This is a genomic window from Dyella terrae, from assembly GCF_004322705.1.
GTDB lineage: Bacteria > Pseudomonadota > Gammaproteobacteria > Xanthomonadales > Rhodanobacteraceae > Dyella_D > Dyella_D terrae.
Window position 1 is genome coordinate 25,519 of record NZ_SIZZ01000002.1, and the last position, 13,422, is coordinate 38,940.

Consider the following 13,422-nt stretch of genomic DNA (forward strand, 5'->3'; position numbering starts at 1 on the left):
ATATCGCTCTGTCGTCTCGCTGTTCGCCAGCTCCCATGCTACGTCGCCTGATGGAGGTGGGGCGGGCGGAATGGTGCTTGTAGCGCAGGAAACTAATAGCGCGACGAGGATGGGCATTCCTATGGCGCGCAAGGGTGCTGCCTTTCGACGCAATCGTCAGGTCGCGGTCGAGCCAATAGCCTCGATCAATCCATCCGTGCTCCAAGGTTGAGAACCTGTCATCAAGACGATTTTGGCCTGACCATCACCCAAATTATCCGAGTAGATTTCAGCAAGTTCGATCGAGGATTACGATAGCGCCAACTGAACAGTCTGCTCGATTGAGGCGATCTCAATCTGCTTCCTCGATCTGAACCTGACCAGCAAATCTAGTGGCTATAGCCGGGGTCCCCATCTGCTTTCCATCCTTACGAGAGCAAATGCGGCGCGAAAGAGGTGGATGCCACAGAGGTCGGAAACAAGGGCGGTGATCGGACCGTTAGATCAGGGATTGACTGTCAACGCCGGTAACGTTTTTGCTGCAGCTGACGGCTTTCCCACAGGTATCTGTGCGGTTTTCCACTGCCCCCTTTCCTTGTCTTGAGGTACGTGCGGTGCAACCTCCGCAACCTTCATCTCGTAGAGCACCGCTGGATCCTGCTGCAGATCCCAAACATGAAAGATGTACGCATCTCCGAACTTCACAGCGTTGTCCCATTCGTTCCTGGTGAGATAGAACCGCAAGGGTGAAGCAACTGTTGACTTGACCTCGATCAATCGGTTCAGCGGACCGAATTCGCCTGGATTAAAGGATAAAACGTCGTACCCGGCCGTATTGTCTTCAATGGCCATCCATTGAGGTGCCTTGTCGATACCTAATCCGCAAAGACGGCTGGCCTCGTGAGCAATCGATAGCTGCTCTGCCAAGCGGGCCCTGCGCATCCTTTCATCATCTCCCTTTCGACGCACGTGCGTCTGAACGCCGTCCCACCAATCGACGTCATTCGATGAGGGTGGATCGTCAAGAAGATGTGCTTGTCTAAAGATGCTTCTAATATCCCGATACTCGTCTGAGCTCAGTCGCTTAATGAATCGTCCGCGGCCGAGTGTGATCAGCTTTGCCCACTCGGGCAGCTCTCTCAGTAGGATCGCGGCAAGGCACGTTCGGTAGAAATCCATGCCGCTTGATGGTGCATCACTTGGAACGAATTCGTGCAACTCGACCGCAGCCTCAAAGTCATAGCTAGCCGCGCTCGGGTTAGTTCTGCATATCGTATTCACGATCTCAGGGATGGAGGAATCAGGCCAGCGTTGTACATGGATGCGTAGAACGCGCAATCCTTCAAACGCTGGCATTGAGCATCGTCGCGAGAACGGGATAGATGTCACTCGTCCTCCGCATCGGCGGGGGCGCCGTGTCCTTCAAGCTCGGAAATCAAGTCCACCAAATCTTGCAGATCTACGTCCAGATCAATCGGATCGTCAGCCGTCTCCTCATCTAATGCGAGGCTGTGAAGGTCGGGATCGTCCAGAAGTTCCTGAAGGCTCCGAATCTTTGACGCGAGACGCCGAGAAACCGATAGGTCAACGCTACCCAACAGCCTTGGCGCCTTTGATTGGTAGATATGGATATTTGTTTCAGTGTTCGGGGCGAGACCCAATCTGTGAATTCGATCGATAGACTGCAAATAGTGCGTCGAAACGTAGCTGCGATCCAAGTAAATCGCATCATGGCACACAGTATGGAGGCTAATGCCCTCACCCGCCGCAGCGGGATTAGCAATTAATACCTTACACTCCGGGTCCACGTGGAAGCGAGTTAGCCTTCCTTCCCTAGAATCCGGATCCGTTGTGGCGCCTGTGGGAACACTTCCATAAATGCATACTGGGTTGAGGTCGGCAATCAACCTTTCCAAATCAAGGATGTTTCCCGTGAACATTGTCCAGATGACCGATTTTCGCCCGTCCCGTGCGAGATTTCGGGCGTGGTCTGCCACTGCGCGCATCTTCGCGGATGCACCTTCTTCGATAACCTTGTCAACAATTCCAGATTCAAACTTCGCGTCATCAGCTACCATTGACTGAAGCGCTAGAGTGGGATTGGACGAAAGCTGGAGGAGACGCATTATGGATTTGCGTGCCTTGACGTAATCAGGACCCCCTCTTTCGCGTACCGCCTTAGTCATTTGGCGAAGGGCTTCGCTGCGGACGATCGAGTAGAGAGCAAGTTGTCCCTCGCTCATCTTCACCGAGTAGAAGTGTCGGGTCGCGCGCGGCAGTCCAAGCTCATGCTTGGTCGTCCTCACATAGAGTCGGCCAAGTACATCACGAGGAGACTCCCCTCTCTCTAGGCGAAGGTCCAAGCCCTGGCCGGGCCATAGAAATGCAAGTTGAGAGGCAATGTCATTTGGTCCTTGAGGCATTGGGGTGCCAGAAAGAATGTCGCGGCGCACGGGAAGCGAGGACGCGCTAAGCAGAAACGCTCCCCTCTGAGATGCCGTTCCTGCTTTCATGCGATGCGACTCGTCCAGGACCATATGGACGGGTTGCCTCGACAAATATGACGCAACAGTTGCTTGCTGACGTATGAGCAAGTCATACGACATAAGGAAGCGTGTTGCGCCACTGCGCAGAAGTCGGTCGGTATCACTCTCGCTGCCATCGAGCTTGACAAATGGTTCCGCGCCCAGTCCGGGTGCGTCCGAGGCCATGCACTCATCTACGACAGACATCCATGCCAAGAACGCGGATTTCGGGCAGATCACTATCAGATGTTCGCCACTTTTTGCTGCAAGTAAGTGAAGTGCGAAGGTAACAGTTGTCTTTCCAGCTCCAGGCACAGAGAAGTTCGCGCCATGTGGGAGGGAAAGCAAATGAGTAATGTCGCGAATCTGAAATGGCTTCAACGATCTCTTTACGAAGCCCAATTCTACGAGTCGGCCTTGGACCTCTCCTTCGCTAAGCTCGAGCTGAAGCCTATTTCGGCAATCTCGAGTAGCTTTCAGTTCGCGAACGAACTCAGATAGCTTCCCCACTGCAGCTCCCATGGGGCGAAATCTGAATCCAAGCGACTGTTGCATTGATCGGCTACCAAAGTCGCGAACAACTCCAAGGACGTCAGGCCAAGACATCTCGATTGTCGTCGCAGTGACTCTAATGTCAGTCCGTCCGACAATCTGAGCGTGCAAGCGCTCCCAAATTGGAGAGTTGTTGTCTCCCTCTTGCCGAGTGATCTTTCCAACAAGTCGGATTGCGTCGTACTCAATTTCGAGCTCTTGGGGAATGGAAGTCATGCTATCCACTAATCGAGAGCTGAAAGTTTCGAGCGGATACTAGCGCATTGATTCTCAATGGCATCCAGCTGCTTCCCAATCTTTGGATATGTGTCCGGGGCTGCGCGTGACATGTCCACTGAGATCAATTTGCCGTGTGCTTGCGACAGAAGTTTAAGTGCTGCCTCTCCAGACTTCTGCCCTTTGTGCATTTCAATGGTGCTGCGAGCTGCCTCGATCAACGCTTCGACAGCCTCATCGCGAGTTTCTCCGTCCGTGAGTGCATCGACGATTGACTCGTAAGACGGAATCTCATCGTCAAGTTCGACATCGATTTCAAAGTCTTGGCTTTGATCATGGTTATCTCTCGATTCGGAGTCAGTGGGTAGTCCAAGATCGACGGCCACTCTGTCCAGGACATCGCTTGCATACTTGCCGATGGCCGGATTCATGTTGTAAAGGCGATCGCCCAGCTTCTCGCGATTCTCAAATAGCGACCAGGCCATAACTCGGCTCGCTTGAGTTAAGTGGGCGTCTTTGCCCTCAAGTAGCTTTGGCAAATCCTTGAAGAGCTGTTCTGCATCATCAGCTACGCGACCGTACTGACCCTCGGCTTTCGCCCATTCCTTCAGGTATAGGTCCACCTCGATGAGTGCCTGAAGTGAATTCTTAATTTCCTTCTCGGATCGATGGAGCCGGATGGCAACTTCCCTCGTCGAGCGACCCATTTGAACAAGGCGGTTGATGAGCTGGCCTTGACCTATCCAGTCGTAATCGAGTTTGGTTTCAGGGCGGCCTTGTAAGCTAGCCTCGATATCGACGATTTCATCGGTAGTCGCGTCGGCAGGAAGAACCATTACATCTACGTACGGCATGCCCAGCTCCCGCATTGCTGCGAGCCGCCGATTGCCGTTTACAACAACGCCAGAGGAGGTAACAAGAAGCGGTTCTCGTTGGCCGTCACGTTCTAGGACTTTGATCACGGGTACAACTGAGTCGGAAACAGCCTTCTTTGCTAGTCTCTCCAGCAGGCCATGCTGAATCTGCTGCACGCTCTCAACTTCTTGGCCCGAGGAAAAGAAATCCATCGAGACGCTTTCCCTCGCAAGGTACTCGTGCTGATCGGTGTATGTCCGGAAATTCTCCATCCGGTAGACGGGGATGTCGATTGGTATCCGTATTACGGGAAGTTCAATCTTTGTATTTCTGAAGTCATAGAACGACTCCGCGCGAGAAGCGCATTTGACGGCGTTCTCGATCTGAATCTGTCGATCGAGCGGTGAGGTTAGTCGAACTGCGTATGACATACTTTCCCCCGTTTCCTAGTCTAATCAAATGCGATCAATAGAATCGGCACAGTTATGACCCTGTCGAATACCGCCAGCTCTTTTGAGATTCGCTCAGCGTTAGCGATATTGCTGCCAATTTTTGCCGCAGCGGCTTTTGTAGGGACGGCAAGTGCGGCAGCTCGAATCTTCTTGCTTTGATGCAAGTACTGAAGCTTAAGAAGATCGTACGGCGCACGGCTGATGTTCCCAGTCTGCAATTGGAACGCAAGGTCGTCCTTCATCGCAAACGTGGTCAGGTTAAGCTCCTGGTCGATCTTGACGTCGATGGCCCACGTTTGTGCTTGAAATTCCTTCGAGACGTGTTGCCTTATGTCGCTTGTGCACCTTGAGGCAACCCTGATCGCGGGTAGATCAAAGAGGCCCGTTACCCAGTCATACAAGCCGCGCTTACGCCATTCCGTGTCCCCATTATTGTGTGAATATATATGGTTAAGTTTCATCCGTGAAAGGTCCTTGAGGGTCGTAAACTGGCTGGTTCATAGGGCGAACGCGAAGCGAGCCTGCATGAAGCTGCTCAATTCGATCCAATGCAATATCAACATATTCGCGCATGACGTCACACCCGTAAGCATGGCGACCATTTTTCAGTGCGGCGATGGCGCTTGATCCAACCCCGAGATAAGGGTCAAGGACAGAATCTCCAGGATTCGTTAGCGCCAGTATCAGTCGCTCAATCAGGCCCACGGGAAACTGGCACGGATGGAGAGTTTTTTCTACATGGTTCGCTTTGACGTTTGGTATGTCCCAAATGTCGGTTGGATTCTTTCCTAGTGGATTGCTCGAGATTTTGCCTCGATTGGGGCCCTTGAAGTGCTTCTTGTTGGGATACTTGGAAGGGATCCTGACCGGATCGAGGTTGAAGGTATATTCGTCCTCCTTCGTAAACCAGAGAATCGTCTCATGGCGACCAGAAAATCTCTTCTGGCAGTGGAGTCCGTGTCCAAATGTCCAGACGATTCGATTCCGTAGTTTGAGGCCGTGGTTCTTAAAAATGCCGTAAAGTATGATGTCGAGAGGAAATATCTCTCCATCGTCAACGTGATTACCTACTTGCCAGCAAATGGATCCATTCGGGTGCAAAAGCCGGACCGCCTCAGCAATCGTGGCTGCCTGTTCCTCGATATAGGTTTCGCGAGACGTGCGCTTTTCGTATTTCTTGCCAATGTTGTATGGCGGCGACGTGACTACCAAGTGCATGCTCTCCTTCGGAAGGCTGCGCATGTATTCAAGGTTGTCGCGGCATTCAATCGACGCTACGAGTGGTCGCTTAAATGGAACTACTTTGGCTGTTTGTCGAGTCATGCAGAAATGTCCGGTGCGCGACTTCTGTAGAAGCAGCAAGGGGTAAAGAATCACGCAGTATTGGTGCCGCGCGGCACAGTGTATGCGAATTGGCCTGGAGTTCGGGATGTAGCTTCGAATGTCCAGAGATACACAGAATATTGTTGTGAAACCGATAATTACGCAATTCGCCAAAGCGGTGGTGCGCTGAGGGCGAGCCATCTACCAGATTAGATGCGGCTCGTATCACCCGGTGGGATCGGAAGACCCTCAGCGCGACGAGTGCGAACGCCAGTTGTATGTATGGGCCAAGTCTGTTTGGAAGCGGGACTGAGGTTGTTTCCTCGGGACCGGCAATGCTCAAGCCCGCTGGATTCGGTGTGTCTCCACCGCGGTTCTGTCTCCTCAATATTACCAACTGGGCCACTAGAGGGCCTATAACATGGTTGCCTGAGTTCAGCAGATCGAGCAAATCAAGGCCCACTTGCCGTGGCCCCAGCTCAAGAAGGGAGCGAGATTGACACCTCCCCGCCCAAAGCGAGGAGAGAATTGGCTCCGCGAGCCATGCCGCTATACCACCTCACCGCCTAAACGACTGCACAATCGGCGACACAATCGAAACCACCGCAGCAATCCCGGATATCGACAACCCAAACCCACTCAGCGATGCCATTCGCGAACAACGGGGACAAACAACGGGGGCAGGTTCAAACAACGGGGGCAGGTTCACTTCTCATACGCAAAGTTTCGCGCACGCGAGACGCGTACCCTATGCTCTGAGTACCGCCGTGATTGGACCAGCTCAGCTATCTCTCAGCCCCGGTGCGAGCGCTCTAAGGGCGCTTATCTTGTATCCACTACTTATTGCGCAGCAACTCCGGATACCGCCTTTTCAACTCGCCCATATCAATAGCCGTCGACAACGGACAGGCTCCAAGATCGATGAAGCCAGGCTTTCGGCAATCGGTAATAAGTTTCCCCGTGGCGACCAACGTCTTCCCCGCAATCGCTTTCTGATTTCGATACAGCAGCTCTGGATTCGCAATTGTCAGGCAGTACTTCAAGTAGTCGCGGATGTTCAGCGAGCGATCGTTTTCTTTGATGCGTCGTCGTAGCTGGTCGTTGAGCTCTTTGGACTCGTAGAGGTTATGACCCGCGGGAACCAGCGTGACATAGCCGATGACCGTCACGGTCCGGCCTTCGTAGAGCGAAGGCTGATCATTGATCTGGCTTGGATGCAATGGAGCCTGCTGGGCGAGCGCCGAGCTACTTACCGCAAAGAGCGCGGCGACGAGCGCGGGCTTGAACGCGTGAGATTGGATCATGGTGTCCTTTCCCATGTACGACTTCCGCTGGCGTAACTTCAGCCATCGTAGCCCTGCGGATGGCCCATGCACCATGAGCGGTCAAAACGAGCATCGGCCTACCGCAGCCGCCCGGCGGCACTTGGCTCAAAACTGAGTCACCACATCTCGTCCGATCCGGTCCCACGTGACGTCCCATCCACAGGCCAGCCAACAGACTGGCTCCAACCCTCAGCCCGGGACGCCCAACCTCATGTCCCCCGAAGCCGTCGCTCCCACCCCACCCACCTTCACCCCCAAACTCCTCATCCGCCCCGCCATCGCCTGGGCGACCGTCACCCTCTTCCTCATCTTCGGCTCCGACTGGATGGCCCAGCTGAGCCGCCACGAGATCGGCCTATCTCTGTTCGCCTGGCTGTTCTGCATCATCGTCTGGGTGGCCTTTGGCGTTGTCCACGAGGCGGAGGAGCTGGCCAGCCTCCTCGGTGAACCCCTGGGCACCCTGGTGCTGACGCTCTCCATCGTGATCATCGAGGTGGTGCTGATCTCGGCGGTGATGCTGGGGGCGGGGGATACGGCGACGTTGGCGCGCGACACGATGTATGCGGTGTTGATGATCGTGTTGAACGGGGTGGTGGGGTTGGGGTTGTTGATCGGGGGGATGCGCCATCACGAGCAGGCGTTCAATCTGCACGGGGCATCGGCTTTCCTGGCGGTGATCATTCCGTTGGCGACGATTGCGCTGGTGTTACCCAAGTTTGTCGAGTCGACGTCGGACGGTACGCTGACGGCGGTGCAGGCGGTGGCGTTCTCCATTCTCACCGTAGCGCTGTATGGCCTGTTCCTCTGGCTGCAGACGGGGCGCCACAAGGGCTATTTCGTGGCCCTGCGCTCGGACACCGACGAGAACATCCCCGCCGAACCCCCGCCGCCCCCGCGCACGCCAAAGAAGGGCGAGTTCGCGCTGCACCTGGTGCTGCTGCTGGTGAACATCCTGCCCATCGTGATTCTGTCCAAGAGCCTGGCGAAGGTGCTCGATTACGGCATCGCCGCGACGGGTGCGCCGGTGGCGCTGGGTGGCGTGATCATCGCGATGCTGGTGTTTACGCCAGAGGGCATTGCTGCGGTGAGCGCGATCCGTCGCGATGAGCTCACACGCGCGATCAATCTCTGCCTGGGCGCGGCGGCGTCGACGGTGGGGCTGACGGTGCCGGCGGTATTGCTGATTGGTTTGATCACCGGCAAGCCGGTGGTGCTGGGCTTGCCGGCGGCGAGCATCGTGTTGCTGGCGTCGACGCTCATGCTGAGCACGCTGACGTTTTCAGGATGGCGAACGACGATGCTGGAGGGGGCGGTGCATCTGTCGATGTTTGTGGTGTTTTTGGTGTTGGTGTTTAGCCCGTAGGGGAGCCCGATGACCAGCGGTGAACTCGCCTGGGTCGCGAGACGTGAGGGATGGCGACGTAGCGCGAGCTAGTGCTCACTGCTCTGCCTTGCCGGGATTGACGCCCTCGGTGGAGGGCGAGAAGGCTGCATCGGGGTCGATGGCTGAGCTTTTCGCGGCGTGTAATCGCTCGCTGGGGTTTCCTCTAACCTTCGGATGAAACCCCATATACACCTATAATCAGCGGCTTACGATGGTTCGTCCTGCACCGGGTGACCAGTGGCGTACCGTGGCCATGTTAGCTATCATGGCCACGTTAGCTACCTTGGCCATGATAGATTGCCACCATGCCCCCATCGCTTTCCCATCCAAGTGCCGTCGCCGTTGAAAACCTCGCGAAGCAATTCCGGGCGTTTGGCTGGTCCGTTGATGAAGAACCCGGTGATGGACACCCTCGGCCGGACCTCATTGCCGCCAAAGGGGCACTGCGCTACGTCGTGGAACTCAAGTCTGCTCCGGAAGCGCGATCAGATCGGGTCATTGCCCTGCTTTCGCAGGCCATTCTTCAATCCAGGCGATACGCCGAAGACTGGAATGGACATCCGTTGGCAGTTATCCACGTGAAGCAGCTTTCGCCCTTGCTCCGCCAGAAAGTGGAACAGTTTCATCGGGACTATGCATCGCAGTCTGCCATCGCCTTGGTATCCGACACGGACGGAAGCTACTTCATCGCGCCCGGCCTGGATGCGTTCAACAGCAAGCCACCCCGTAACGAGATCAGGGAAAAGGGCATCAAGCCACGCAGGGCATCCGAGCTCTTCTCGGATCTGAATCAGTGGATGCTTAAAGTCATGCTGGCCCCTGAAGTGCCCGAGCATCTGCTGCGAGCGCCGCGTAATGACTATGGATCGGTGAAAGAACTGGCCGACGCTGCCGATGTGTCTGCCATGAGTGCTTCGCGCTTCATCCAGCGTTTGCGGGAAGAGGGGTTTCTCGACGAATCCGGCGGCCTCTTTCGATTGGTCCGTCGACGCGAACTCTTTCGACGTTGGCAATCGGCGGCGATGCGGTCATCGCCCGAGTGGCGCATGTCCTTTCTGGTGCCAGCAGGAATCCGCAAACTGCACCAGGCGGCGGAGAGTCTTGGTGCCTGCGTCGGTGTGTTCGCGGCCGCTGACATGCTGAAACTCGGCCACGTAAGTGGAGCGCCTCCGGTGCTTTATATGCAAAGACTTCAAGCGCCTCCCAGTTACTGGACGGGCCTGGTACCAAGCAAGCCTGGCGAAGAAGCGCAGCTCATTCTCAAGCAGGCGCCGGCGCCTCAATCACTGTTTCGCGCGGCCGTGCGTATCGACGAAGTCATGGTGTCAGACGTGATTCAAATCTGGCTCGACGCGTCGGCTAATCCCGCTCGCGGCATGGAGCAGGCCGACTTTTTGAAGCACGGCGTTCTATCGCAAGTCCTGGAGGGAAGCGAGTGAACGATCGCTTCGCTTTTGCCAAGCTGGTCGACACCCTGTCTCCGTGGATACACCAGTTCGTGTTCGTCGGTGGTTGGGCGCACCGCTTGTATCGACTGCATCCCAGCGCGGATATACCGGCTTACCAGCCGTTGGCAACGTTGGATGCCGACGTCGCCTTTGCCGAGCGTGAGAAGCTGGAAGGCAACATCAAGGCGCGCCTGCAGGAGGCGGGTTTCCATGAGCAGCTCACGGGCAATCATCGGCCTCCAGTATCGCAGTACGTGCTGGGTGAAGACGCGCCAACCGGCTTCTACGCGGAGTTCCTCACACCCTTGATTGGCCGCGCCACAGACCGAGAGGGGAGGCCCATCGCCACGCTCGGTCTTGCTGGTATCACGGCACAACGCCTTAGGTATCTGGAACTGCTGCTCAATGCTCCCTGGAGGGTCACCATGGGAGAAGACTGGGGAACGTCATCCCCGCTGACACTAAGCATTCCCAATCCCGTCAGTTTCATCGTCCAGAAACTGCTTATTCATGACGATCGGGCTCGCGACAAGAAAGCACAGGACATCCTGTACATCCACGACACGCTGGAACTCTTTGCCGCCGATATGGATCGCCTTTCCGCCATCTGGAGAGATGAAGTGCGTGTTGCCATGCATGACAATTGGGTCCAGAACCTGTTGCGTGCCATGGACGACGTATTCGGTCAGACCAATGATCGGATTCGTGATGCCGCAGCCATCCCCCAGGGCCGCGAGATTGACCCAGGCCGGATGCGCGCTATGTGTCATGCGGTGCTGAAAGAAGTGCTGGCCTGACAGTTGCGGTGGGGGCGCCTGTCGATGTTTGTGGTGGGTTTGGTATTGGTGATTAGTCGAGCAGGCGAACCAAACGAAGCGAGCCAGATGAGCTGCAGAAGAACTCGCCTTCGATTGCGTCCGCGAATGAGGCTAAGCGTGAAGGCCATTGAGGCGTCGCTCGTGAGTACAAACTAAACGGAGAACGTCTGTCCCTGGAAATCGGGACAGAGGGTACACCGGGACAGAATGCCACAAGATCCCAAGGCAACTTGGAAGAAGCCTTGATCATCTCGCCAGTTTGGCCCAAAGCTGTTCTGGACAATCCAAGTCGTCTCGGTGTATCCCACGAGGCAGACCGAGTGAACCCAAGGCCCGTCGGTGCGGGGGTCGGGTACGTACACGGCTTGCGCTGACGCATCGCTAAAATCTTTCCAAATGAGCATCTCGGCGACAATCGGGTGCTCAAGTATGGCAGCCCGGGCAACGTTGGGCCCAGGCAAATCAACTCCTCCAGAATACGCTCGCGTACCGCCCAGGCTGCATGAGGTCGAGGGGAAAGGATAGATTGGCGCGGGGTTTCCTTCGAGATATCCCCTCAAACGAATGCCATCGATTAGATCTTGAAGGTCTACCCCCTGCCTGCATATTTCGTCTGGGTCGGATTCTCCTCTGTGTCCAACGCACGTATGCAGAAAGCCTGCGTCAACCATTGACGCTGCCTGTCCGGAAATTCGCAGTTTCGCTTCGAGTGCTGCACTAAACGCAAATGCTGAGCAAGCAGCACACTTTCCTTGATCTTTTGAGATTCCTAGTGCTCCAGGTTGATCTCTCCAGCTGAAAGACGATACGCGGGGTGGCGCAGGGGCGTCCCGTCGAAGCGCGAATACCCGCGCATCAGTAGTTCGTCTTGTTGCTTTTGGCAGTGCACTCAGGGTGCGAGAAATTCTTGCCGTCAACTCGGCTTTCGATTCCATGGCCAGCCTCAAAATCCCGCGCCGTTCTGAACGGACAGCGCCTTCTGGAGCGCCTCTTCAGCTTGCAAATTTGTGAGCTTGGCCTGCGCCAGGGTGGTTTCAGCCTGAAGCGGCGCAAGCTCATTCTGATTTGCGTTATTCGCCTTCGCAGTGGCAAGCGTGTTCTTTGCTTGAAGTAGGTTGGATTGGGCCGTTACTTCGGCCAATTTGGCGCTGTCTATCGCGGCGGGGATACCCGCCAATGACGCGGCTACTTGCTTCGCGCCGCTCGCAACGGACGCCGCGGCTGCCGAGGTATCTGCGAGTGCCACCATCGTGGGCACGCCGTTTCCGTCCGCCGTCATGTCCATGGTGGATGACTTGAACAGACCGCCTTTCGCAGGTACTGGATAGACCCGCCCAATTTGCAGAACTGGGCCCTCCCAGATCACGACCTCATTTGAACCTGTGCCGCACGGCTTGGCGATACACATGAGGAGCTTTGACTGTCGTGGGAATCGCACCGGAACTCCGCTTTGTATATCGAGAGATGGTGCGCAACCATGGTCGAGCGAGTCATTGGTACCGCAGGCGGTCGTTTCGGGCAGCGGGGCGCTGACAATCCCATGTAGGTCCGACGGCTCAATCAAAAAATAAACTCGAAACTGGTCTCGAGGGTCCGATTTATCGCCCGCCTTGACCGTACCCCATTTTGGACTTCCAGTTGCGGAGACCAAGTCGGCGGGAATCTCTTTGGCGCCACTTGCAATGTGTCTATCTAAAGGAAACTCATAAGTCTGTGTGTCGGATGTCCGTTCCAGATAGTCGGCAAGTGACTTCTCATCAGCTGACATTTTGGTGGCTATATCTTGTTGCTGCTTGATCGCCTCGGTTAGCCTCGACTTGAACTGTTTGTCGGCATCGCGTCCCCAAACCGTAAGTTGGCTGGTCATTAAAGTTACCGTTCTGGTGGCGACAACAAGCTGGTCGCTCTCCTTTTTCAAAGACTCTTGCAGCAACTTGATCTGGCTAAGCGCATACGGAATTCCATCCGGATCGCTATCGGATTTTCCCGAGCACGCCGGTGAATATCCGGCGCCAGCTGCGAAAAGCGCAGCGATTGAGGCAACCGTGCTAACAGTGTCGGCAATCATCGGCCCGGCTTGATTGGTCACAGTTGTTGATAACGAGAGCGAGCGGCCATCAGTGCCGTAGGTACTCTTGACGCTACTGGTGTTTAGCCAGCCATTGGACCTTAGTGTGTATCTGGCGTCTGCATCGACCGAAGTCCCAGCCTTCACAACGGCAACAACTTGGCCTTTCAACGGACCATTACAACTTATAACTCTGCGAGTGACGGCGATGGAGAAGGTGGTCTTCGGCAGGTTGTATGGAACGCCGATCGCGGTCTTCGGATCCATGTCGTTCAATTTCGTAACCGAGATGCCGCTGCATGACGCGCTCAGGCAAGCCGCGATCACTATCGACGGAAACTTGAATCGATTCGCTGCTTGCATGGCTAGCCGCCTCGCGCCGATATTCTGTCGCGCTTATAGGGCCGATACTTTCAAAGTCCAATAGCCACAATTCCTATGTATCGGCGGTGAAACACGCTTGGTCGTTCAAAATAT

11 protein-coding genes are annotated in these 13,422 nt (G+C 55.6%); 3 read left to right on the top strand and 8 right to left on the bottom strand.

Annotation, left to right across the window (positions count from 1 at the left end):
- Positions 1–483: 483 nt before the first annotated feature.
- From EYV96_RS11000 to EYV96_RS11025, 6 genes are all read right to left on the bottom strand, one after another.
- Positions 484–1,335, bottom strand: coding sequence for a protein NO VEIN domain-containing protein (locus EYV96_RS11000; protein ID WP_131151616.1), 852 nt, complete (start codon positions 1,333–1,335; stop codon positions 484–486).
- 29 nt (positions 1,336–1,364) lie between these two features.
- Positions 1,365–3,272, bottom strand: coding sequence for an SNF2-related protein (locus EYV96_RS11005; protein ID WP_131151617.1), 1,908 nt, complete (start codon positions 3,270–3,272; stop codon positions 1,365–1,367).
- Between the two features lie 8 nt (positions 3,273–3,280).
- Complete coding sequence (locus tag EYV96_RS11010) at positions 3,281–4,339, bottom strand: ParB/RepB/Spo0J family partition protein (RefSeq protein ID WP_165488665.1); 1,059 nt, start codon at positions 4,337–4,339, stop codon at positions 3,281–3,283.
- A 239-nt stretch (positions 4,340–4,578) separates the two neighbouring features.
- Complete coding sequence (locus EYV96_RS11015) at positions 4,579–5,040, bottom strand: BglII/BstYI family type II restriction endonuclease (protein WP_131151619.1); 462 nt, start codon at positions 5,038–5,040, stop codon at positions 4,579–4,581.
- On the bottom strand, positions 5,030–5,902 hold the full coding sequence (locus EYV96_RS11020) for a DNA-methyltransferase (RefSeq protein ID WP_131151620.1): 873 nt from the start codon (positions 5,900–5,902) through the stop codon (positions 5,030–5,032). Before EYV96_RS11020 ends, EYV96_RS11015 begins: the two co-directional genes overlap by 11 nt.
- Positions 5,903–6,738: 836 nt before the next feature.
- Positions 6,739–7,221, bottom strand: a complete 483-nt coding sequence (locus EYV96_RS11025; RefSeq protein WP_131151621.1) for a hypothetical protein — start codon at positions 7,219–7,221, stop codon at positions 6,739–6,741.
- A gap of 217 nt (positions 7,222–7,438) precedes the next feature.
- Here EYV96_RS11025 and EYV96_RS11030 point away from each other — a divergent pair, with 217 nt between their 5' ends.
- From EYV96_RS11030 to EYV96_RS11040, 3 genes are all read left to right on the top strand, one after another.
- On the top strand, positions 7,439–8,590 hold the full coding sequence (locus tag EYV96_RS11030; protein WP_131151622.1) for a calcium:cation antiporter: 1,152 nt from the start codon (positions 7,439–7,441) through the stop codon (positions 8,588–8,590).
- Positions 8,591–8,916: 326 nt separating this feature from the next.
- Positions 8,917–10,050 carry a hypothetical protein gene (locus EYV96_RS11035; protein WP_131151623.1) on the top strand — a complete coding sequence of 378 codons (1,134 nt, stop codon included), beginning with the start codon at positions 8,917–8,919 and terminating at the stop codon, positions 10,048–10,050.
- The gene (locus EYV96_RS11040; RefSeq protein WP_131151624.1) at positions 10,047–10,856 is read left to right on the top strand and encodes a GSU2403 family nucleotidyltransferase fold protein; all 810 of its coding nucleotides are present in this window, start codon (positions 10,047–10,049) and stop codon (positions 10,854–10,856) included. The genes EYV96_RS11035 and EYV96_RS11040 overlap by 4 nt, the downstream gene beginning before the upstream one ends.
- A 173-nt stretch (positions 10,857–11,029) precedes the next feature.
- Here the strand turns inward: EYV96_RS11040 and EYV96_RS19090 are convergent, their stop codons facing one another.
- Positions 11,030–11,812: a C1 family peptidase gene (locus tag EYV96_RS19090; RefSeq protein ID WP_131151625.1), complete on the bottom strand. Its 783-nt coding sequence runs from the start codon at positions 11,810–11,812 to the stop codon at positions 11,030–11,032.
- Between the two features lie 8 nt (positions 11,813–11,820).
- Complete coding sequence (locus EYV96_RS11050; protein ID WP_131151626.1) at positions 11,821–13,308, bottom strand: hypothetical protein; 1,488 nt, start codon at positions 13,306–13,308, stop codon at positions 11,821–11,823.
- Between the last annotated feature and the right edge of the window lie 114 nt (positions 13,309–13,422).

Excerpts from the sequence above, each read along its gene's own strand:
- EYV96_RS11020 (WP_131151620.1), bottom strand. The coding sequence starts at position 5,902 with ATGACTCGACAAACAGCCAAAGTAGTTCCATTTAAGCGACCACTCGTA.
- EYV96_RS11000 (WP_131151616.1), bottom strand. The coding sequence starts at position 1,335 with ATGCCAGCGTTTGAAGGATTGCGCGTTCTACGCATCCATGTACAACGC.
- EYV96_RS11005 (WP_131151617.1), bottom strand. The coding sequence starts at position 3,272 with ATGACTTCCATTCCCCAAGAGCTCGAAATTGAGTACGACGCAATCCGA.
- EYV96_RS11010 (WP_165488665.1), bottom strand. The coding sequence starts at position 4,339 with ATGGATTTCTTTTCCTCGGGCCAAGAAGTTGAGAGCGTGCAGCAGATT.
- EYV96_RS11030 (WP_131151622.1), top strand. The coding sequence starts at position 7,439 with ATGTCCCCCGAAGCCGTCGCTCCCACCCCACCCACCTTCACCCCCAAA.
- EYV96_RS11025 (WP_131151621.1), bottom strand. The coding sequence starts at position 7,221 with ATGGGAAAGGACACCATGATCCAATCTCACGCGTTCAAGCCCGCGCTC.
- EYV96_RS11050 (WP_131151626.1), bottom strand. The coding sequence starts at position 13,308 with ATGCAAGCAGCGAATCGATTCAAGTTTCCGTCGATAGTGATCGCGGCT.
- EYV96_RS11015 (WP_131151619.1), bottom strand. The coding sequence starts at position 5,040 with ATGAAACTTAACCATATATATTCACACAATAATGGGGACACGGAATGG.
- EYV96_RS19090 (WP_131151625.1), bottom strand. The coding sequence starts at position 11,812 with ATGGAATCGAAAGCCGAGTTGACGGCAAGAATTTCTCGCACCCTGAGT.
- EYV96_RS11035 (WP_131151623.1), top strand. The coding sequence starts at position 8,917 with ATGCCCCCATCGCTTTCCCATCCAAGTGCCGTCGCCGTTGAAAACCTC.